We start from the raw sequence: 21235 nt of genomic DNA, 5'->3' as shown, positions 1-21235 counted from the left end.
AAATCTAAAATCTAAAATCTAAAATTTAAGAAATTATGTTACAACCTAAAAGAACGAAATTCCGTCGTGTTCATAAAATGAAAATGAAGGGAAATGCGCAAAGAGGATCTCAATTAGCGTATGGAACTTTCGGAATTAAAGCTATAGACGGTGCTTGGATCACTGCAAGACAAATTGAAGCTGCGCGTATCGCTGCTACAAGATATATGAAAAGAGAAGGTCAACTATGGATTAAAATATTTCCAGATAAGCCTATTACTAAAAAACCAGCCGAAGTAAGGATGGGTAAAGGTAAAGGTGCTGTAGAATATTGGGTAGCTGTAGTAAAACCTGGTAAAATTATGTTTGAAGTAGGTGGAGTTCCTTATGAAATAGCTAAAGAGGCGTTAAGACTTGCAGCTCAGAAACTTCCAATAGTTACCAAATTTGTAGTAGCTAACGATTTTGTTCAACCTCAATAATCTTTGAAAAATGAAAAAAGCTGACATCAAAAATCTAAGCGCAGGAGATATTAAAAATCAATTAGCTGCTCTTAAAGCTGATTACACGAAAATGAAATTAGCGCACAGAATTAGCCCGATTGAAAATCCTATTCAAATCAGAGATTTAAGAAGAACAATCGCAAGACTTGAAACTGAGTTAACTAACAAACAATAATTTCATTTTATCATGGAAAGAAATTTAAGAAAAGAAAGAATCGGAATCGTTTCTAGCAATAAAATGGAAAAAACCATTGTAGTTAGTGAAACGATGAGAATGAAACATCCAATGTATGGTAAATTCGTATTAAAAACGAAAAAATATACCGCTCACGATGAAAACAATGAGTGCAACGAAGGGGATAAAGTTTTAATTACAGAAACTAGACCTTTGAGCAAAAATAAAAGATGGAGATTAGTAAGTATAATTGAAAGAGCTAAGTAATGTTACAAACCGAATCAAGATTAAAAGTTGCTGATAATACTGGTGCAAAAGAAGTACTAGTAATCAGAGTTCTAGGTGGAACTAGAAGAAGATATGCTTCTGTAGGTGATAAAATCGTAGTTACTATCAAAGATTCTACTCCATCAGGAAATGCAAAAAAAGGACAAGTATCTAAAGCAGTTATCGTAAGAACTAAAAAAGCAGTTAGAAGAAAAGATGGTTCATACATCAAATTTGATGACAATGCTTGCGTTCTTCTAAATGCTGCTGGAGAAATGAGAGGAACTCGTGTTTTCGGGCCAGTTGCTCGTGAATTGAGAGACAAAGAATATATGAAAATCATTTCATTAGCTCCTGAAGTATTATAATTTTAAAAATTTTAGAAAAAATGGCAAAAGTTAAAATAAAAAGAGGAGATAACGTAATCGTTACTACTGGTAAAAACAAAGGTAGTAAAGGTGAAGTTCTAGAAGTGATTAAGAAAGAAAACGCTGATGCTAGAGTTATCGTAGCAGGTGTAAACGTTGTTAAAAAACACGTAAAACCATCTGCATCTAATCCTCAAGGCGGAATCGTAGAAAAAGAAGCATCTATTAATATTTCTAACGTATCTCTAGTAGATGCAAACGGAAAAGCTACTAAAGTAGCGTATAAAGTAGAAGGTGATAAAAAAGTAAGAATTGCTAAAACAACAGGTAAAGAAATCTAATTATGGAATACGTAGCAAGACCCAAAAAATTATATACAGAAAAAATTGTTCCAGCAATGATGGAAGAATTTGGGTACAAATCTATCATGCAAGTACCTAAATTAGAAAAAATTGTTGTGTCTCAAGGTTTAGGTGCTGCAACTGCAGACAAAAAAATCGTAGACTATGCAGTAGAAGAACTTACAGCTATCACTGGTCAAAAAGCAGTAGGAACTTTATCTAAAAAAGACGAGGCAGCTTTCAAATTAAGAAAAGGGATGCCAGTTGGTGCAAGAGTAACGCTTAGAGCAGAAAAAATGTACGAATTTTTAGATAGACTTACGTCATCTGCTTTACCAAGAATTAGAGATTTTAACGGTATCAAAGCCGATGGTTTCGATGGTAGAGGTAATTACAACTTAGGGATTACTGAGCAAATTATCTTCCCAGAAATCGTGATCGACAAAGTGAAAAAAATCCAAGGGATGGACATCACTTTCGTTACTACTGCTAAAACTGACAAAGAAGCAAAAGCATTATTAACTCATTTCGGTTTACCGTTTAAAAAGAACTAAGAAATGGCAAAAGAATCAATGAAAGCGCGTGAGCGCAAAAGAGAAGCACTAGTTGCTAAATATGCTGCTAAAAGAGCTGCCCTAAAAGAAGCAGGTGATTATGAAGCACTTCAGAAATTACCTAAAAACGCTTCTCCTGTAAGATTACACAACAGATGTAAATTAACAGGAAGACCAAGAGGTTACATGAGAACTTTCGGTATTTCGAGAGTTACTTTCAGAGAAATGGCTAACAATGGTCTTATCCCGGGAGTTAAAAAAGCAAGTTGGTAACAATTAGTTTTTAATCAAGATATTTAAGTTGCTTATGGCTTTTAGCCTCAAAATTAAAAGCCATCTGCAATACTGAATATCATTCACCAATAATAATTTAAAATAAAAAAATGGTAACAGATCCAATTTCAGATTTCCTAACTAGAGTAAGGAACGCACAAAGCGCAGGCCACAAAGTGGTGGAAATTCCTGCATCAAAAATCAAAAAGGAGATTACGAAAATCTTATTTGATCAAGGTTACATCTTAAACTACAAGTTTGAAGATAACGCTGTTCAAGGGACTATCAAAATCGCTTTGAAATATGATAAGCAAACTAACAAACCGGCTATTAAGTCTATCCAAAGAGCTTCTAGACCAGGTTTGAGAAAATACGCTGGTACAGAAGAATTACCAAGAGTATTAAACGGTTTAGGTGTAGCTATCATCTCTACTTCTAAGGGAGTAATGACTGATAAGAAAGCCAGAGAAGAAAAAGTAGGTGGCGAAGTAATCTGCTATGTTTATTAATTGTAAAAATTAGGAAGAAATGTCAAGAATTGGTAAATCAATTATAGAAATTCCTGCAGGTGTTACAGTTACTGTAAACGATAATGTAGTAACTGTGAAAGGTCCTAAAGGAGAACTTTCTCAAGAAATTACAGGCGGAATTACTCTTGAGCAAGAAGATGGTAAAATCACTGTAAACAGACCATCTGAAGCTAAAAATCATAAAGCATTACACGGTCTTTATAGAGCGTTAATCAATAATATGGTGGTAGGAACCTCTGAAGGTTTCACCAAAAAATTAGAATTAGTAGGGGTAGGTTATAGAGCATCTCACTCTGGTCAAAAACTAGAATTAGCTCTAGGTTTCTCTCACGGTATCGTACTAGATCTTCCAAAAGAAATCACAGTAGATACTTTAACAGAAAAAGGTAAAAACCCAATCATCACTTTGTCTTCTTATGACAAACAATTATTGGGAATGGTGGCTGCTAAAATTCGCTCATTCAGAAAACCAGAACCATACAAAGGTAAAGGTGTGAAATTCGTTGGTGAAATAATTAGACGTAAAGCTGGTAAATCTGCTTAAAAATTAAGACAATGGCATTAACAAAAGTACAAAAAAGAGATAGAATTAAAAGAAGAGTAAGAGGCAAAATCTCTGGAACTTCTTCAGCGCCAAGACTTTCTGTTTACAAGAGTAACAAAGAAATCTACGCTCAATTAATTGACGATAAAGAAGGTAAAACTTTAGTAGCTGCTTCTTCTAGAGAGAAAGGAGTAGATGCTAATGGAACTAAAACTGAAGTTGCAACTGCAGTAGGTAAGAAAATTGCTGAAAAAGCTTTAGCTGCTGGATTTGAAAAAGTAGTTTTTGATAGAAACGGTTTCGTATATCACGGTAGAGTAAAAGCTCTTGCAGACGGTGCTAGAGAAGGTGGTTTGAAATTTTAAAAATTAAAAAATTATGTTAGGATTAGATAATATAGAAAGAGTAAAACCAGGTGGTCTAGAACTTAAAGATCGTCTAGTTGCCGTAAACAGAGTAACTAAAGTAACCAAAGGAGGTAGAGCTTTCGGATTTTCTGCAATCGTAGTAGTAGGTAATGAAGACGGAGTAATCGGTTTCGGTTTAGGTAAATCTAAAGAAGTTGCTTCTGCTATTGCTAAAGCAGTAGAAGATGCTAAGAAAAATTTAGTGAAAGTTCCTGTAATGAATCATACAATCCCTCACCAAACTTCTGCTAGATACGGTGGTGCTGATATCTTCTTAAGACCAGCTTCTCACGGTACAGGATTAATCGCAGGTGGTGCGGTAAGAGCGGTACTAGAATCTGCAGGAGTACATGATGTACTTTCAAAATCTAAAGGTTCTTCTAACCCTCACAATGTGGTAAAGGCAACTTTCAAAGCATTGTTAGATATCAGAAGACCAGAAGAAATTGCAAGAATGAGAGGAATTTCTTTAACTAAAGTGTTTAACGGTTAATTTTTTATATCATGGCAACAATTAAAATCAAACAAGTAAGAAGTGCTATCAAAAGACCTAAAGTACAAAAAGATACTTTAGTAGCTCTTGGTCTTAAAAAATTAAACCAAGTTGTAGAACACGAAGCTACTCCATCTATCTTAGGTATGGTAGCAGCAGTGAGACATTTAGTAGAAGTACAGGAAAACTAATTAAATTTTAACAAAAATGAATTTAAATAATATTCAACCAGCATCTGGAGCTACTCATAATTCAAAAAGAGTAGGTAGAGGACAAGGTAGTGGCAAAGGTGGTACATCTACAAAAGGTCACAAAGGTCAAAAATCAAGAGCTGGTTACTCACAGAAAATAGGTTTTGAAGGTGGTCAAATGCCTTTACAAAGAAGATTACCAAAATTCGGATTTAATAACATTAACAGAAAAGAATACAGAGCTATTAATCTAGATACTATTCAAGCATTAGTAGACGCTAAAAATCTTTCTGAAGTTACTAAAGAAGTATTGGTAGAAAATGGTTTATCTTCTAAAAATGAATTAGTGAAAATTATGGGTAGAGGAGAACTTAAATCTTCTGTTTCTATTTCTGCTAACAAATTCACTAAATCTGCTGAAGAGGCAATCTCTAAAGCAGGAGGTAAAGCGATCACTCTTTAATAAAAACAAATGAAAGGTTTTATTCAAACACTTAAAAACATCTGGAGTTTACAAGAATTGAGGGACAAGATTATTGTCACTCTTTCTTTGATTCTAGTATATAGATTTGCTTCTTATATTTCTCTACCAGCTATTAACATGGCAGAAGTAGGAAATTTATTAGATCATTTTCAAAAACAAGGTGGCGGTAAACAAGCTGCAGGTCTATTAGGTCTATTATCATCATTTACTGGAGGAGCTTTCAGTCATGCTTCAATCATGGCTCTAGGAATCATGCCGTACATTTCTGCATCTATTATTGTGCAGCTTATGGGAATGGCAATTCCTTATTTACAGAAACTTCAGAAAGATGGTGAAAGTGGTAGAAAAACCTTAAATCAAATTACAAGATGGTTAACAATAGGTGTTTGTCTCGTACAAGCACCATTTTACCTAGGTACTATTACACAGGTTTTTTTACCTTACGAACAATTTAGATCTGCGTATTATATTGATCCGCAATCTATTGCATTTTATGTTCCAAGTGTAGTGATATTAGTTGCAGGTTCTATCTTTGCAATGTGGTTAGGAGAAAAAATTACAGATAAAGGCATTGGTAACGGGATTTCTATCTTAATCATGGTAGGGATTCTAGCTGGTTTACCAACTGCATTTTTACAAGAATTTACTACTCAAACAGGAAACGGAGGTTTAGGAAGCATCATGATCCTCATCGAGGTTTTATTCTGGTTGGTGGTAATCTTATTAGCAATTGTACTTTCAGTTGCGGTAAGAAAAATTCCTATTCAGTATGTAAGTAGAGCTCACGCAACAGGTGGTGCAAACAGAAATTTATTACAAGGAGCAAGACAATGGATTCCTCTAAAAGTAAATGCATCTGGAGTAATGCCACTAATTTTCGCACAAGCATTAATGTTTGTTCCTGGTTTGTTAACTAAATTCGATGATACCAATACTTTCTTAGCAGGATTCAAAAATCCATTCAGCTGGCAGTATAATGTATTACTAGTAATTTTAATTATCATCTTCTCTTATTTCTACACAGCCATCACTATTCCAGTGAATCAAATGGCAGATGACTTAAAGAGAAATGGAGGTTTAATACCGAAAGTAAGACCAGGACAAGAGACTGCAAATTACTTAGATGATATTTTATCTAAAATAACCTTGCCGGGTGCGGTTTTTTTATCTATCTTTGCAATCCTTCCAGCTTTAGTGCATGGAGGCTTTGTTCAGACTGAAGGATTCTCCCATTTTTTCGGAGGAACTTCATTATTGATCATGGTAGGAGTAATTTTAGATACAGTTCAGCAAATCAACACGTATTTGTTGAACCATCACTATGATGGATTGATGCAATCTAAATTATCTAGAACATCAAACTTATAAAAAACATCTATGGCAAAACAAAAACATATAGAACAAGATGGCGTTATAGTGGAAGCACTATCTAACGCCATGTTCCGTGTGGAACTGGAAAATGGGCATGTTCTCATCGCTCACATTTCAGGGAAAATGAGAATGCATTACATAAAACTTTTACCAGGAGACAAGGTAAAATTAGAACTCTCTCCTTATGATTTATCAAAAGGAAGAATAACATTTAGATATTAAATTAAATACTAATGAAAGTTAGAGCATCAATTAAAAAAAGAAGTGCAGATTGCAAAATCGTAAGAAGAAAAGGCAGATTGTACATTATTAACAAGAAGAACCCAAAATTTAAACAAAGACAAGGCTAAAATTAAATTATGGCGAGAATTTCAGGTATTGATTTACCAAAAAACAAAAGAGGCGTTATCGGTTTAACTTACATTTACGGAATTGGTAGAAGCACAGCTTCTGAAATCCTTAAAAATGCCGGTATCAGCGAAGACAAGAAAGTCAACGAATGGAATGACGATGAATTGGCTGCAATCAGAAATTACATCACTGAAAACATCAAAGTAGAAGGTGAATTACGTTCTGAAGTGCAATTGAATATCAAGAGATTGATGGACATAGGTTGCCAACGAGGAATACGTCACAGACTGGGATTACCTTTAAGAGGCCAAAGAACGAAAAACAATTCTAGAACCCGTAAAGGAAAGAGAAAAACAGTTGCTAACAAGAAAAAAGCAAGTAAATAATCTTTAGATTAGAATTATGGCAAAACAAACTAAAGTAGTTAAAAAAAGAAAAGTAAAAGTAGAAGCTATTGGTGAAGCACATATCCAAGCTTCTTTCAATAATATTATTATTTCTTTGACAAACAAAAACGGAGAAGTAATTTCTTGGTCTTCTGCCGGTAAAATGGGATTCAGAGGTTCTAAAAAGAATACTCCATTCGCAGCTCAAATGGCTGCAGAAAATTGCTCTTCAGTAGCTTACGAAGCTGGTTTAAGAAGAGTAAAGGTGTTTGTAAAAGGTCCAGGTGCAGGTAGAGAATCTGCAATCAGATCTATTCACAATTCAGGAATTGAAGTTTCAGAAATCATTGACGTGACTCCTATGCCACACAATGGATGTAGACCACCTAAAAGAAGAAGAGTTTAATTTTTAGAAATTTAACCTATGGCAAGATATATTGGACCAAAAACTAAAATTGCACGTAAATTTGGTGCTGCAATTTACGGAGACGATAAAAGTTTCGAAAAAAGAAAAAATCAACCACCAGGACAACACGGACCTAACAAAAGAAGAGGTGCTAAAAAATCTGAATATGCTGTACAGTTAGCTGAAAAACAAAAAGCTAAATATACTTACGGTATCTTAGAAAGACAATTTGCTAACCTTTTCGATAAAGCGCACAGAAGCAAAGGCGTTACAGGTGAGGTTCTTTTACAATTATGTGAATCTAGATTAGATAACGTAGTATACAGATTTGGTTTTTCTAAAACCAGAGCTGGTGCTAGACAGTTAGTTTCTCACAGACACGTAACAGTAAACGGAGAAATTGTAAACATCCCTTCATATTTATTAAAAGCAGGTGACGTAATCGCTATTAGAGAAAAATCTAAATCTCTAGAAGTAATTGCTGATTCATTAGCTTCTAAATCATCTTATGAATGGTTACAATTTAACGACGAAAAGAAAGAAGGTACTTTTATCTCAGCTCCTGAAAGAATTCAGATCCCTGAAGATATCAAAGAACAGCTAATCGTCGAATTATACTCTAAATAATTTTAATCAAATTTTTGCTCAACCCAATATTATGGCAATTTTACAATTCATAAAACCCGACAAAGTAATTCTACTTAATTCTACGGATTTCAAAGGTCAATTCGAATTTAGACCATTAGAGCCAGGATTCGGACTTACTATCGGTAATGCTTTGAGAAGAGTTTTACTTTCTTCTCTAGAAGGATATGCTATCACATCTATCAAAATAGAAGGAGTAGAGCACGAATTTTCAACAATTCCAGGTGTAATAGAAGATGTTACGGAAATCATCCTTAACCTTAAGCAATTAAGACTTAAAGCAAAAGTAGAAAACGCATCAGCAGAACAAGTAAGTGTGAAAATTTCTGGTAAAGAAGTGATCACTGCAGGTGATTTTGCTAGCTCGATGAATAACTTCGAGGTACTTAATCCAGACTTAGTAATCTGCAACTTGACAAAAGAGGTGTCTTTCGAAATGAATTTCAACATCGACAAAGGAAGAGGTTATGTTCCTTCAGAACAAAACAAATCTAACAATGCACCTATAGGAACGATTGCAATTGACTCTATCTTTACTCCTATTAAGAAAGTTCAATATAGCATTGAAAACTATCGTGTAGAGCAAAAAACAGACTACGAAAAACTTGTATTAGACATTGAGACGGATGGTTCTATCACCCCTCAAAATGCTTTAACTGAAGCTTCTAAGATATTAATTTATCATTTCATGTTATTCTCTGATGAGAGAATAACTCTAGAAACTGAAGCTGTAAAAGCATCAATCCAATACGATGAAGAAACCCTTCACACAAGACAATTACTTAAGTCTAAATTAGCAGATATGGATCTTTCTGTGAGAGCTCTTAACTGTCTAAAAGCAGCTGAAGTAGAAACTCTAGGTGAATTAGTTTCTTATAGTAAGTCTGATTTGATGAAATTCAGAAATTTCGGTAAGAAATCATTGACAGAACTTGAAGAACTTGTTCACTCAAAAGGACTAAACTTCGGGTTTGATGTTGCAAAATATAAGTTAGACGCTGATAAATAATCCTTAACAATGAGACACGGAAAAAAATTCAATCACTTAGGTAGAACAGCCTCTCACAGAAGCGCTTTGCTTTCTAACATGGCATGCTCACTAATTGAACATAAAAGAATAAATACTACTGTTGCTAAAGCTAAAGCTTTAAGAGTATACGTAGAACCTATCTTAACTAAAGCTAAAGAAGATACTACGCACAACAGAAGAATTGCTTTCTCTTACTTACAAAGTAAAGAAGCAGTTGCAGAACTTTTCAGAACTGTAGCTCCTAAAATCGCTACCAGAAATGGTGGTTATACTAGAATCATCAAGACTGGTTTCAGACCTGGTGATGCTGCAGACACTGCATTAATCGAGCTTGTAGATTTCAATGAACTTTACAATCCTAATGCTGAAGAGAAAAAAGCAACTAGAAGAAGCAGAAGATCTACTAAGAAAGAAGCTGCTGTAGTAGCTGCTCCAGTGGTAGAAGAAGCTGCTGTAGTAGAAGAGCCAAAAGCTGAAGCTACTGAAGAAAAAACTGAAGAATAATTTTCAGAATTTCTATAAATAAAAAACCATTCAGATTTCTGAATGGTTTTTTTGTGCTTATTTTTTACGACTTAACTCGAAAATTTGTCCGTTTTGGGTAATGGTTAGTAAATCTCCTTTAGATATTGCCTTTATACCATCTTTTTCATAAATATCACTTTCTATCTCAGGTAGTTCTATCTTGAGTTTATTTCTTTCGATAAGGATGAAGTTACCTTCCTTAATTCCCGTAGTAAAAGTTACACTGGCTTCTGTACCATCAAAAGCACGATAAACGTACTCCTTTTTTTCAATTTTATTTTCGGTTTTGGTAATCTTGCCCTCTAAATTGGTATTTTCTAAAATTATAGAATCTGTTTTGCTTACTCCATTAACATCTATTGTTTTGATTACTTTTACCTCTTTTTCTATGGCAGTTTTGCTTTCTTTATCACAGCTGATAATGCCGATGAAGCCTAATATTAAGATATAGTTAAAAGATTTTTTCATTGCAATTTTTTAAAAATTAATAAGTATCTTTAAATAAAATTTGAAGGATTTTATGTTTTAAAAATACAAAAAATACCCTACAAAAATCATAAACTTACATTGCTAAATTATGCGTAAATTTGCAATGCAAAAAATAAGAAAAGAGCTGGTCTTCATTTTTTTTGAAAGATTAGCCCTACAATAGAAACTTTAAAATAGAATAATATGAGTTACATTTCATTTATTGAAGCAAGACAAATTTTGGATTCTAGAGGAAATCCAACTGTAGAAGTTGATGTATTTACCGAAAGCGGTGCAATGGGACGTGCAGCTGTTCCTTCTGGTGCTTCTACCGGAGAACACGAAGCAGTAGAATTGCGCGATGGCGGTTCAGAATATATGGGGAAAGGCGTACTGAAGGCCGTAGAAAATGTAAAAGAAGTAATTGCTCCAGAATTAGTAGGACTTCCAGTTTTTGACCAAAATCTTATCGATCAAATTATGATTGATTTAGATGGTACAAACAACAAAGGAAACTTAGGTGCTAATGCTATTTTAGGAGTTTCTTTAGCTGCTGCTAAAGCTGCTGCTGCTGAATTAAGACAACCTCTTTACAAATATATTGGTGGTGTAAATGCTAATACACTTCCTGTGCCTATGATGAATGTAATCAATGGTGGTTCTCACTCAGATGCGCCAATTGCATTCCAAGAATTTATGATTATGCCAGTAAAAGCAGATTCTTTCTCTCACGCTTTGAGAAAAGGAACTGAAATCTTCCATAATCTTAAATCTATTCTTCATGACAGAGGTTTATCTACTGCAGTAGGTGATGAAGGTGGTTTTGCGCCAACTTTCAAAGGAACTGAAGACGCTTTAGATACTTTACTTAAAGCAATCGAAAAAGCAGGTTACAAACCAGGTGATGATGTAATGATTGCATTAGACTGTGCTTCTTCAGAATTCTACAAAGATGGAATCTACGATTATAGAAAATTCCAAACTCCAGATTCTGCACAATTTACAAGCAGCGAACAAGTTTCTTACTTAGCAGAATTGGTAAACAAATATCCAATTATCTCTATTGAAGATGGTATGCAAGAAAATGACTGGGAAGGATGGAAAATGTTAACTGATAAAATCGGTGATAGAGTACAATTAGTAGGTGACGATTTATTTGTAACAAACGTAGAAAGACTTTCTAGAGGAGTTAAAGAAAATATCGCTAATTCAATCTTGGTTAAAGTAAACCAAATCGGTTCATTATCTGAAACTTTAGCAGCCGTACAAATGGCTCAGCATAATAAGTATACTTCTGTAATGTCTCACAGATCTGGTGAAACTGAAGATGCTACAATTGCAGATTTAGCGGTAGCTTGCAACTGTGGTCAGATTAAAACAGGTTCTGCTTCTCGTTCTGATAGAATGGCGAAGTATAACCAATTATTAAGAATTGAAGAAGCTTTAGGAGAAAATGCAATTTTCCCAGGATTAGATGCTTTTAAAATTAAAAGATAATTTATCTTATATAAATCTGAAAAACCTCCTACTTTAGGAGGTTTTTTTGTGGATTCTTCATAGTAATTTTATTTTTAAAAACAGCAACTATATCAATTTAGCAAGTTTATTACAGATATAGTAAAAATAAATAGGTTTGCATAATAGAAAGTTTTCGGTAAAATTCTTTTTTTTGTATTTTTACTGAAAATATATTCTAAAACATGTCAGATAATAAAGTTATACTCAATTACGACGGAAATTCTTATGAGTATCCTATCGTAGAAAGCACAATTGGTGATAGAGGTATTGATATTTCTAAGTTGAGAGATCAAACCGGACTTATTACTTTAGACCTAGGCTATAAAAATACAGGAGCCACTTTAAGTGATATTACTTACTTAGATGGTGATTTGGGAGAACTTTTCTACAGAGGTTATCCTATTGAGCAAATTGCTGAGAAATCTAATTTTTCTGAAGTAATGTACTTATTGCTTCACGGTGAATTACCAAATGCTACTCAGTTTACTCAATTCGAGAATAACATTAAGAATTACAACTTCGTAGCCGAAGAAATGAAAAAAATTCTTGATGCTTTCCCACGTTCTGCGCATCCAATGGGTGTACTTTCTACTCTTACTTCTGCGCTTACAGCATTTAACCCAAAAGCTGTAGACGTAAAATCTAAAGAAGAAATGGACCATGCTGCAGAATTATTATTGGCTAAATTCGCTCATCTTTGTGCTTGGACTTACAGAAAAACCAATGGTTTCCCGCTTAACCACGGAGATAACAGTCTAAATTATGTAGAGAATTTCTACAAAATGACTTTCAGAAAACCATACGAAGAGTTCGAAATTGATCCAGTAGTGGTAGCTGCACTAGACAAATTATTAATTCTACACGCAGACCACGAACAAAACTGTTCTACTTCTACAGTAAGAATGGTAGGTTCTGCTCACACTGGTCTATTTGCATCTATTTCTGCGGGAGTTTCTGCATTATGGGGCCCACTTCACGGTGGTGCAAACCAAGCAGTAATCGAAATGCTAGAAATGATTGAAAAAGACGGTGGAGATGTTGCTAAATATGTAGAAAAAGCAAAAGATAAAGAAGACAACTTCAGATTAATGGGATTCGGGCATAGAGTTTATAAAAACTTCGACCCAAGAGCTAAAATCATCAAAAAAGCTGCAGATGATATCTTAAACAAACTAGGAGTTCACGACAAAGCTCTAGACATTGCGATGCAATTAGAAAGAGTAGCGCTAGAAGATGATTACTTCGTAGAAAGAAAACTATATCCAAACGTAGATTTCTACTCTGGTATTATCTACAGAGCATTAGGAATTCCTACAGAAATGTTTACGGTAATGTTCGCATTAGGACGTTTACCAGGATGGATTTCTCAGTGGAAAGAAATGCGTCTTCACGGTGACCCAATTGGTAGACCAAGACAAGTGTATCAAGGTGCTCCAAAACGTGACTATGTTCCTATGGAAAACAGATAATTTTAACAAATTTATAAAAAGGAAGCCTCTCAAATTTTGAGAGGTTTTTTGTTTTTATTGAGAAGAAAGATGATTGAATTAAGCTACAAAAAATCCGCTTTGCGGATAAATTAAAAAAAAATAGCGGAGCGGATTTTTGCCATAACAAGAGTTTCATTGTTCGTGCTCCGCACGCAACGAAACTCTAGTTATTGGTGGCAGTTTTTATTTTATTTTTTCAAGGTCAGTCATTTTAAAATATCGGTTTTCTTTATAATTATTTTTGCAGTATTTAAAATATTCCTTCGACTTACTACCAATTTTAAAATTTTGTTCATTTGCTACTTTTAAAATCAAGTAATTATATTCTAGTTTGTATTCTGGCCATTTATTTTTTGCCTTTTCAATAAAACTTATAAACTCATTTGTTTGCTTTATTTTATCAATAAAAAAAGTTTTATATTGTGTCTTTAACATAGCATAAAAAATAAGTTTGTCTGTTTCATCATTGCTTTCTAACATTTTATATAAATAGTTTTTCGCTCTTTCATTTTGGTTAAATTCATTTGAAGCGTAAAACCTAATTTGCAGTTGATAGCTATTGCTATTATCTATTTCGTCTAATATTTTATTAAAAACGTATGGATTGTTTTTATCTCTTGCTTTATTTAGTAAATAATAAATTTCATATTCAATTTTTACATCGATGCCATATTTTTGTTGAATGTTTTCTGAATATTTTTTTTCAAAATTATTGTAATTAAAATCGTCGGTGTAATATTTTTCTATTAAGCTATCATAATATTTATAATCAGAAAATAAAAATTTGATTCCATCGTTTATGCTGGAAAATGGTAATTGCATATGGTCAGCATTATATTCTTTAACCATAAAATTTGGGTTTGAATTTTTTTCTCCTACCAAAAATCTACCCAAAATATTAAATTCATCGTCTTTACTTCCGAAACCTAAAAATAAGGATTTTGAACTAGGATTTAATATTTTGGAACGATTGTCTTTAAAATAGCTTTCAAAATCATTTACTGAAAGCGCAATAATTCCGTCAAATATATTATCTTCTCTTAAAAATAAATTTGTTACAAAATGTCCTGAATCAGAATGACCAATTATTATATTGTAGTTTGATACAGAATAATTTTTTTCTATAAAAGGAACAATTTCCTCGTTTAAAATTTTGTTGAAAATTTCTGTATTTGGTAAAAACTGTTGAAGTGTTATTTCTTTATTTGTACCATCATTAGGAAATAAATCTCTATTTCTGTTCGTATTGTCAATTCCTACGACAATACATTCGGGGATTATGTTATTTTCAGATATTTTCTCGTCTTGTAAAAAAGAGACATTTTGTATCACTAAATCAAATAGACTTTCGCTATCCAATGTATAAATTACGGGATACTTTTTGTCAGCATTATAATTTTTTGGAAGAAAAACTTTTAAGGTTCTTTCTTCATTTGGATAATATTTTGAAGAAATATATTTGATGTCATAAGTTAAACTTAATTTACCAGTTACTTTTTTTTCGTCTTTCCAATTTTCAATTTCGAAATTAAAAATAGATGATTTCTCATTAATTTTAATATTATTTTCAAAGTCAACAACTTTTGCTTCATTTTCCCATTTTCCTCGAGTAAATTTAAATTCAGCGGGTAACTTTAGTTCAACAGAAATCTCTCTTTGATAATCAGAAGTTTTAACCATCTTTATTTTGTCAGGCTGCCAATTTCCGAGATTGTCTTGGTTTCCTACAATATAAACTTCGTCACTTCTATTTGGAACAGAAATTCTGATTGTTGTTTTCTCTTGCGCAAAGGAAAATATTGATATTAAAAATAAAATTTGTGTTAAGTATGTTTTCATTTATTTACGATTTTTCATAAAATTGCCACCAACATCCAAATATACGCATTGCGTATAATTTAATTATATAAACCTGCGTAAAAAAACAATAAAAATATATAAATATTTGATAATCAGTATTTTTATTAATTTGGACTTGCGCAATAATTGTAATATGGACTACAAATTAGTAGAAAAATTTTTAACTAGACTGAGGGTACAAAGATTCTCAGAAAATACAATTGAGAATTATAAAAGTCAACTAATTTATTTTTTAAAAATTTCTAATCAGTATAAACCAGAAGATATAACTGATAATCAATTAGAAAAATTTATTATATGGTTAGTGAATGAAAAAAATATTGGTCAATCTTATCAAAAAGCAATGTTAGCAACACTAAAAAAATTTTATAAAGAAATTTTTAATAGAGAAGTTAACCTGTCTCATCTTTATCCTAAAAGAAAAGAAAATAAATTACCAAAATTTCTTACACAAAATGAAATTAAAAAAATTATTGATATTACAGAAAACCTAAAACATAAAACCATCATTACTACTATTTATTCTTGCGGGCTTAGATTAAGTGAATTATAGAATTAAAAATATCTGACATAAGATCAGAACAAGATTGTATTGTTATTAGACAATCAAAAGGAAATAAAGATAGAATAGTAATGCTTTCACCCAAACTTTTAGATCTATTAAGAGAATATTATAAAAAATACAAACCAAAAGAATATGTTTTTGAAGGGCAACTTGGCGGAAAATATTCTGCAAGAAGCGTTCAGCAGATTCTTAAAAAGTCAATAGAAATTGCAAAAATTAAAACTCAGGCTTCTGTGCATACTCTCAGACATTCTTACGCCACACATCTATTAGAGAATGGAACTGATATAAGGATTATTAAAGAGCTTCTTGGGCATAACTCGATAAAGACTACGGAAATTTATACTCATATAACAGATGTTCAGAAACATAAATTAAGAAGTCCGCTTGATTTTCTGTAAAAATTTCCTCACTTCAAAACCTTTATTTATATTTGCTTTAAGCAGAAATTATTTATGAAGCTCAATATAAAAAACGAAACAGGCAGATTAAAATCAGTAGTTCTAGGTCAGCCAAAGTCTATTGGCCCAGTTCCTACTTTAGAAGAAAGTTATGATGCTAAATCATATTACTCCATAGAAAATGGCATTTATCCTAAAGAAGAAGACATCATCGCAGAAATGACCGCCTTCGAAAAAGTGCTCAAAAAATATGATGTAGAAGTTTTCAGACCGAATATTATCAAAGATTACAATCAGGTTTTTGCGAGAGATGTAGCCTTCGTCATCGAAGATAAAATGATAATCTCAAACGTCATCAAAGATAGAGCAGATGAACAGGAAGCTTATCGTAAAATTTTTGAAAAAGTAGAATGGCGTAAAATTATTAATCTACCCGAAACTGCTCATATAGAAGGCGGAGATGTAATTGTTTGGGATGATTTTCTCTTTGTGGGAACATGTTTCTCCGAAGATTACAGAAATTATAAAACGGCCAGAACCAATGAATACGCCATAGAAATTCTGAAAGAATATTTCCCTAAAAAACGTATCATAGACCTTGACCTTAAGAAAAATGACAAGGTTCCATATCAAGGTGTTTTGCACTTAGATTGTACGTTTAATCCTATCGGAAAAGACAAATGTATTATCTATAAAGACGGTTTTGTAGATGAAAGTGATTATCAGCTCATCATAGATATTTTCGGTGAAGAAAACTGCTTCCACATTACACCAGAAGAAATGTTCGAGATGAATCCTAATATTTTCTCTATTTCGCCAGAAGTGGTGGTTTCAGACGAAACTTTTACCAGAATGAATGACTTTCTGAGAAATGAGTGGGGTTTTACGGTAGAAGAAATTCCGTATCGTGAAATTTCTAAAATGGGAGGTTTGCTCAGATGTTCTACCATGCCTTTGGTTAGAGAATAATTAGATTGTTTTTATCAAAATAAAAAAGGACAACTTCATAAAGAGGTTGTCCTTTCGATTTAAAGAAATAAGAAATAAAAAATTATTGTAATGAAAACTTGATTTTCGTTTTAATGGCGTCTGAAGAATTCCCAATCAGCGCTTCAAAATCACCAGGTTCTGCTACCCAATCGTGTTTTACTGGGTCAAAGAAACTTAATGCAGATTTGTCAATCGTGATGGTTACTTCTTTTTGTTCACCCGGATTTAAGTAGATTTTTTCAAAACCTTTCAATTCTTTTAATGGTCTTGGTAAAGAAGATTTTACGTCTCTTATGTATAATTGTACTACTTCTGCACCTGCTTTTTTACCTGTATTTTTTACTGGAATGGTAAAAGTAATAGTCTCATCTTCGGTAATAACGGCTTTGTCTGCTTTAGCTTGACCAATTTCGAATGTGGTGTAACTTAATCCATGTCCGAAACTGAAAAGCGGTTTAATATTTTTAGTATCATGCCAACGATAACCCACGAAAATACTTTCGTTATACGTAATGTTGATAGGGTTTTGTTGGTCTTTTCCTTTTCCTTGAGCCAATTCTTCTTTGTTACCAGGATATTCTCCTAATTGATGCGCTGAATTGTCTTCTAATTTCACAGGGAAAGTGAAAGGCAATTTTCCAGAAGGATTAGCATCACCAGCTAAAACTGAAGCGATAGCATGACCGCTTTCTGAACCTAAATACCACGCTTGAACAATACTAGGAACTTCTTTTACCCAAGGCATTTCTACAGCATTTCCTGAAACTAAAACTACAGTGAAATTTTTATTTGCTTTAGCCAAAGCAGAAATTAATTCATCTTGATGATAAGGCAAGCCCATATCTTTTCTATCATTTCCTTCACTATCTTGGAAATCACTTTTATTAAGTCCACCTACAAAAATTACAAAATCAGAATTTTTAGCCAATTCTACTGCTTCTTTTGTTAATTCTGCTTGTGAACGTTTTTCAGTAAGGTCTCTTCCAGTTTTTACACCGTTATATTCTCCAGTTACATCTCCTACATAACCTCTCGCAAAAACTACTTCTGCATTTTTTCCGAATCTTGCTTTAATTCCGTCTAAAGGTAAAGTTTCATATTTTACTTTTAATGAAGAAGAACCACCGCCTACAGTCATCATTTTGATAGCGTTTTCACCAATTACAGCAATCTTTTTAGTTTTGGCAACGTTAATTGGCAATACATTTTTTTGATTTTTCAGCAATACAATTCCTTCTTCGCCAATTTCTTTGGCAATCGCTCTGTGTTCTTCAGAAGCAATGTTTCCAAAAGGTTTGTTTTTATTCATGGTAGTTAAGAAAGCCAATCTTAGGATTCTTCTTACTTTATCATCCAATTCTTTTGTTCCAACTTCACCAGATTTGATGAGTTTTAAATAAGGATGCGCTAAATAGTAATTGTCATAAGCATTGCTAGTTCCTTCCGAAAGTCCATTCGTCCAGCTTCCGAATTCCATATCAAGTCCATTCATAATGGCTTGTTTGGTATCGTTTACAGCGCCCCAGTCAGAAACAACCACACCTTTATAGCCCCATTCTTTTTTTAGAATATCGTTTAATAAATATTGATTTTGACTTGCATACTGATTTTTGTACATATCATAAGCTCCCATGATGGTCCAAGAATCTCCTTCTTGTACAGCTGCTTTGAAAGCCGGTAAATAAATTTCATATAGTGCTCTATCGTCTACAATTACATTGCTGGTATGTCTAAATTGTTCCTGATTATTAAGTGCATAATGTTTTACACAAGCAGCTACACCATTAGATTGTACTGCTTTAATGTATGGAACCACCATTTTAGAAGATAAAAACGGGTCTTCTCCCATATATTCAAAGTTTCTACCGTTTAATGGAGTTCTGTAAATATTTACACCTGGTCCTAATAGAATATCTTTTTTTCTATAACGAGCTTCTTCTCCAAGAGCTTTTCCGTAATTCCAAGACATTTTTTTGTTCCAAGTTGCAGAGAGTGCAGTAAGCGCAGGATATGCAATGATGGAGTCATTGGTCCAACCAGCTTGATCCCATTCATCCCATTTTACTTCAGGACGAATTCCGTGTGGTCCATCAGTTGTCCAAAATTCTGGAATTCCTAATCTTGGAACACCTGGTGAACTGAATTTTGACTGAGCATGAAGCATCGCTACTTTTTCTTCTAAAGTCATTTTAGAAAGAGCGTCTTCTACTCTGGCTTCTATAGGTTGCGAATCATCTAAATAAATTTGTGTCTTTTTTTCTTGTGCTTTTACTTGAAAACTCATTAGTGAAACTAAGCAAACAAGAACAATTTTCTTGAACATAAGAATTAATTTTTGGTTCAGTAAAACTACAACTTTTTATTATTATCTCAAAATGAGATAATAAATTTTTCAAAAAACTTATCTTGAAATTGAATATTTAAAAATAAAAATCAATAAATTAATTGTTAATCAGGTAGTTATAATTTGTTTAAAATTGAAAAAATATTTTTTTCTTCTAAAAATTTGGTTTTCTGAAAAACTTGTTTTTATATTTGCACCACGAAAAACGTTCTTTATACACGCAACTTATTAAGAAAGGTGGAGGGAATTGACCCTGCGAAACCTTGGCAACCTGCTAACAGAAATGTGAGTAAGGTGCCAAATTCAACCCCGAAATTCGGGAAAGATAAGTCTGAAATCAGTTTAAAATAGTCATACACTATATCAAAAACTCTTTCGACTTGTCGGAAGAGTTTTTTTATGCTCTTTCGTCAAGAATTTTCTGCAAATAAGTTGCTCTAATATTTAACAATTAAAAAATTATTAAAAAAATGAGCAATTTAAAATTTGAAACGCTTCAACTTCACGCTGGTCAAGAAATCGACCCAACTACCAATTCTAGAGCGGTGCCGCTTTACCAAACTTCGTCTTATACTTTTAACAGTGCAGAACATGCTGCCAATCTTTTTGGTTTAAAAGAATTTGGGAATATCTACACCAGACTCATGAATCCCACTACAGATGTATTCGAAAAACGAGTGGCTGCACTTCATGGTGGAGTAGCTGCTTTGGCTACCGCTTCTGGTCACGCTGCACAATTTTTGGCGATTACCAATATTTTACAAGCAGGTGACAATTTCGTGAGTTCGCCTTATTTGTACGGAGGAAGTTATAATCAGTTCAAAGTTTCTTTCAAAAAATTAGGAATCGAAGCACAATTTGCTAAAGACGATGAGCCAGAAAGTTTTGAAGAATTGATTAACGAAAACACCAAAGCAATTTACTTAGAAACCATAGGAAACCCTACGTTGAATGTGGCAGATTTTGATGCAGTCGCTGCAGTGGCTAAAAAACATAATATTCCACTTATCGTAGACAATACTTTTGGAGCAGGCGGTTATTTGTTCAGACCGATTGAACATGGCGCAAATGTAGTGGTAGAATCTGCGACCAAATGGATTGGTGGTCACGGAACTTCTATTGGTGGAATTATTGTTGATGGAGGAAATTTTGATTGGGGAAATGGTAAATTCCCACAGTTTTCTGAACCTTCAGACAGTTATCATGGTTTGGTTTTCTCTGATGTTTTTGGGGTAAATGGACCTTTTGGAAATATTGCCTTTATCATCAAAGCTAGAGTAGAAGGTCTTAGAGATTTCGGTCCAGCTATTTCTCCATTCAATTCATTTTTATTGCTTCAAGGTTTAGAAACATTATCGCTGAGAGTAGACAGAACCGTAGAAAATGCTCAGAAATTAGCGGAATTTTTAGAAAATCACCCGAAAGTAGAAAAAGTATTATATCCAGGTTTGCCAAGTTTCCCAGATTATGAGAATGCCAAAAAATACCTGAAAAAAGGTTTCGGAGGGGTACTTAATTTTGAAATCAAAGGCGGAAAAGAAGCAGCTGTAAAATTCATAGATAATTTACAATTGATTTCACATTTAGCAAACGTAGGAGATTCTAAAACGCTTATCATCAATCCTGCTTCTACCACACACGAACAACTTTCAGACGAAGAAAGATTGAAAGCAGGAATTACTCCGGGGCAAATTAGATTAAGTGTAGGAATAGAACATATAGATGATATTATTGCAGATTTAGAACAGTCATTTTCTAAAATTTAATTGCTGAAAA

The 21235-nt window shown here is 33.2% G+C and carries 30 protein-coding genes and 1 riboswitch; of the genes, 27 read left to right on the top strand and 3 right to left on the bottom strand.

Annotated elements, in window-relative coordinates; all coding sequences use genetic code 11:
• Positions 1-35: 35 nt before the first annotated feature.
• From rplP to rplQ, 21 genes are all read left to right on the top strand, one after another.
• Positions 36-461 (top strand): 50S ribosomal protein L16, encoded by a 426-nt coding sequence (rplP, locus tag KKQ76_RS09370; RefSeq protein WP_069800895.1) that lies wholly within the window; start codon positions 36-38, stop codon positions 459-461.
• A gap of 10 nt (positions 462-471) precedes the next feature.
• Positions 472-657: a 50S ribosomal protein L29 gene (rpmC, locus tag KKQ76_RS09365; RefSeq protein WP_069800897.1), complete on the top strand. Its 186-nt coding sequence runs from the start codon at positions 472-474 to the stop codon at positions 655-657.
• A 9-nt stretch (positions 658-666) separates the two neighbouring features.
• Positions 667-924 carry a 30S ribosomal protein S17 gene (gene rpsQ, locus KKQ76_RS09360; RefSeq protein WP_074650956.1) on the top strand — a complete coding sequence of 86 codons (258 nt, stop codon included), beginning with the start codon at positions 667-669 and terminating at the stop codon, positions 922-924.
• Positions 924-1292: a 50S ribosomal protein L14 gene (gene rplN, locus KKQ76_RS09355; RefSeq protein ID WP_069800901.1), complete on the top strand. Its 369-nt coding sequence runs from the start codon at positions 924-926 to the stop codon at positions 1290-1292. The genes rpsQ and rplN overlap by 1 nt, the downstream gene beginning before the upstream one ends.
• Before the next feature lie 20 nt (positions 1293-1312).
• Complete coding sequence (gene rplX, locus KKQ76_RS09350; protein WP_104793861.1) at positions 1313-1633, top strand: 50S ribosomal protein L24; 321 nt, start codon at positions 1313-1315, stop codon at positions 1631-1633.
• Positions 1634-1635: 2 nt separating this feature from the next.
• A complete protein-coding gene (rplE, locus tag KKQ76_RS09345) occupies positions 1636-2187 on the top strand; it encodes a 50S ribosomal protein L5 (RefSeq protein WP_069800905.1) in 552 nt (183 codons plus the stop codon).
• A gap of 3 nt (positions 2188-2190) precedes the next feature.
• Positions 2191-2460 (top strand): 30S ribosomal protein S14, encoded by a 270-nt coding sequence (gene rpsN / locus KKQ76_RS09340; RefSeq protein WP_069800908.1) that lies wholly within the window; start codon positions 2191-2193, stop codon positions 2458-2460.
• A gap of 110 nt (positions 2461-2570) precedes the next feature.
• A complete protein-coding gene (rpsH, locus tag KKQ76_RS09335) occupies positions 2571-2969 on the top strand; it encodes a 30S ribosomal protein S8 (RefSeq protein WP_069800910.1) in 399 nt (132 codons plus the stop codon).
• 19 nt (positions 2970-2988) lie between these two features.
• Complete coding sequence (gene rplF, locus KKQ76_RS09330; protein ID WP_213196889.1) at positions 2989-3534, top strand: 50S ribosomal protein L6; 546 nt, start codon at positions 2989-2991, stop codon at positions 3532-3534.
• 11 nt (positions 3535-3545) lie between these two features.
• Positions 3546-3899: a 50S ribosomal protein L18 gene (gene rplR / locus KKQ76_RS09325; RefSeq protein WP_069800914.1), complete on the top strand. Its 354-nt coding sequence runs from the start codon at positions 3546-3548 to the stop codon at positions 3897-3899.
• Positions 3900-3912: 13 nt separating this feature from the next.
• Positions 3913-4434, top strand: a complete 522-nt coding sequence (rpsE, locus tag KKQ76_RS09320; protein WP_069800916.1) for a 30S ribosomal protein S5 — start codon at positions 3913-3915, stop codon at positions 4432-4434.
• A gap of 11 nt (positions 4435-4445) precedes the next feature.
• The gene (gene rpmD / locus KKQ76_RS09315) at positions 4446-4625 is read left to right on the top strand and encodes a 50S ribosomal protein L30 (protein ID WP_069800918.1); all 180 of its coding nucleotides are present in this window, start codon (positions 4446-4448) and stop codon (positions 4623-4625) included.
• A 16-nt stretch (positions 4626-4641) separates the two neighbouring features.
• The gene (gene rplO, locus KKQ76_RS09310) at positions 4642-5088 is read left to right on the top strand and encodes a 50S ribosomal protein L15 (protein WP_213190004.1); all 447 of its coding nucleotides are present in this window, start codon (positions 4642-4644) and stop codon (positions 5086-5088) included.
• Positions 5089-5097: 9 nt separating this feature from the next.
• Positions 5098-6477, top strand: coding sequence for a preprotein translocase subunit SecY (gene secY / locus KKQ76_RS09305; protein WP_213196888.1), 1380 nt, complete (start codon positions 5098-5100; stop codon positions 6475-6477).
• A gap of 9 nt (positions 6478-6486) precedes the next feature.
• Positions 6487-6702, top strand: coding sequence for a translation initiation factor IF-1 (gene infA, locus KKQ76_RS09300; RefSeq protein ID WP_004917349.1), 216 nt, complete (start codon positions 6487-6489; stop codon positions 6700-6702).
• A gap of 11 nt (positions 6703-6713) precedes the next feature.
• Positions 6714-6830 carry a type B 50S ribosomal protein L36 gene (gene ykgO, locus KKQ76_RS09295; protein ID WP_004917354.1) on the top strand — a complete coding sequence of 39 codons (117 nt, stop codon included), beginning with the start codon at positions 6714-6716 and terminating at the stop codon, positions 6828-6830.
• 9 nt (positions 6831-6839) lie between these two features.
• Positions 6840-7217 (top strand): 30S ribosomal protein S13, encoded by a 378-nt coding sequence (rpsM, locus tag KKQ76_RS09290; protein WP_069800924.1) that lies wholly within the window; start codon positions 6840-6842, stop codon positions 7215-7217.
• Between the two features lie 16 nt (positions 7218-7233).
• Entirely contained in the window at positions 7234-7623 is a 390-nt protein-coding gene (gene rpsK, locus KKQ76_RS09285) for a 30S ribosomal protein S11 (RefSeq protein ID WP_069800926.1), read from the top strand.
• An 18-nt stretch (positions 7624-7641) separates the two neighbouring features.
• Positions 7642-8250 carry a 30S ribosomal protein S4 gene (rpsD, locus tag KKQ76_RS09280; protein ID WP_213196886.1) on the top strand — a complete coding sequence of 203 codons (609 nt, stop codon included), beginning with the start codon at positions 7642-7644 and terminating at the stop codon, positions 8248-8250.
• A 31-nt stretch (positions 8251-8281) separates the two neighbouring features.
• Positions 8282-9277: a DNA-directed RNA polymerase subunit alpha gene (locus KKQ76_RS09275; protein WP_213196882.1), complete on the top strand. Its 996-nt coding sequence runs from the start codon at positions 8282-8284 to the stop codon at positions 9275-9277.
• A 9-nt stretch (positions 9278-9286) separates the two neighbouring features.
• Positions 9287-9802 carry a 50S ribosomal protein L17 gene (gene rplQ, locus KKQ76_RS09270; RefSeq protein WP_104793867.1) on the top strand — a complete coding sequence of 172 codons (516 nt, stop codon included), beginning with the start codon at positions 9287-9289 and terminating at the stop codon, positions 9800-9802.
• Positions 9803-9859: 57 nt separating this feature from the next.
• Here rplQ and KKQ76_RS09265 read toward each other — a convergent pair whose 3' ends face one another.
• Positions 9860-10291: a DUF1655 domain-containing protein gene (locus KKQ76_RS09265; RefSeq protein ID WP_213196880.1), complete on the bottom strand. Its 432-nt coding sequence runs from the start codon at positions 10289-10291 to the stop codon at positions 9860-9862.
• 204 nt (positions 10292-10495) lie between these two features.
• Here KKQ76_RS09265 and eno point away from each other — a divergent pair, with 204 nt between their 5' ends.
• On the top strand, positions 10496-11788 hold the full coding sequence (gene eno / locus KKQ76_RS09260) for a phosphopyruvate hydratase (RefSeq protein WP_213196879.1): 1293 nt from the start codon (positions 10496-10498) through the stop codon (positions 11786-11788).
• 203 nt (positions 11789-11991) lie between these two features.
• Positions 11992-13278: a citrate synthase gene (locus KKQ76_RS09255; protein WP_213196878.1), complete on the top strand. Its 1287-nt coding sequence runs from the start codon at positions 11992-11994 to the stop codon at positions 13276-13278.
• Between the two features lie 204 nt (positions 13279-13482).
• On the opposite strand, the gene KKQ76_RS09250 is transcribed toward KKQ76_RS09255, so the two are convergent.
• On the bottom strand, positions 13483-15138 hold the full coding sequence (locus tag KKQ76_RS09250; RefSeq protein ID WP_213196874.1) for an alpha/beta hydrolase-fold protein: 1656 nt from the start codon (positions 15136-15138) through the stop codon (positions 13483-13485).
• Positions 15139-15292: 154 nt separating this feature from the next.
• On the opposite strand from KKQ76_RS09250, the gene KKQ76_RS12740 reads away from it, so the two are divergent.
• Genes KKQ76_RS12740 through KKQ76_RS09240 form a run of 3 tightly spaced genes read left to right on the top strand, consistent with a single transcriptional unit; the run spans position 15293 to position 17094 of the window.
• Positions 15293-15712 carry a tyrosine-type recombinase/integrase gene (locus tag KKQ76_RS12740; RefSeq protein WP_246501379.1) on the top strand — a complete coding sequence of 140 codons (420 nt, stop codon included), beginning with the start codon at positions 15293-15295 and terminating at the stop codon, positions 15710-15712.
• Complete coding sequence (locus tag KKQ76_RS12735) at positions 15706-16125, top strand: tyrosine-type recombinase/integrase (protein ID WP_317194574.1); 420 nt, start codon at positions 15706-15708, stop codon at positions 16123-16125. Before KKQ76_RS12740 ends, KKQ76_RS12735 begins: the two co-directional genes overlap by 7 nt.
• Before the next feature lie 54 nt (positions 16126-16179).
• Positions 16180-17094: a dimethylarginine dimethylaminohydrolase family protein gene (locus KKQ76_RS09240; RefSeq protein ID WP_213189980.1), complete on the top strand. Its 915-nt coding sequence runs from the start codon at positions 16180-16182 to the stop codon at positions 17092-17094.
• A gap of 82 nt (positions 17095-17176) precedes the next feature.
• Here the strand turns inward: KKQ76_RS09240 and KKQ76_RS09235 are convergent, their stop codons facing one another.
• A complete protein-coding gene (locus KKQ76_RS09235; protein WP_213196873.1) occupies positions 17177-19438 on the bottom strand; it encodes a glycoside hydrolase family 3 C-terminal domain-containing protein in 2262 nt (753 codons plus the stop codon).
• A gap of 243 nt (positions 19439-19681) precedes the next feature.
• Positions 19682-19791: riboswitch (SAM riboswitch) on the top strand.
• 138 nt (positions 19792-19929) lie between these two features.
• On the opposite strand from KKQ76_RS09235, the gene KKQ76_RS09230 reads away from it, so the two are divergent.
• A complete protein-coding gene (locus KKQ76_RS09230) occupies positions 19930-21225 on the top strand; it encodes an O-acetylhomoserine aminocarboxypropyltransferase/cysteine synthase family protein (RefSeq protein WP_213196871.1) in 1296 nt (431 codons plus the stop codon).
• The last annotated feature ends 10 nt before the right edge of the window (positions 21226-21235 follow it).

The sequence above is a fragment of the Cloacibacterium caeni genome (assembly GCF_907163105.1).
Classification (GTDB): Bacteria; Bacteroidota; Bacteroidia; order Flavobacteriales; family Weeksellaceae; genus Cloacibacterium; species Cloacibacterium caeni_A.
The sequence above is the reverse complement of the archived record's forward strand: the minus strand, read 5'-3'. Positions and strand labels throughout refer to the sequence as shown.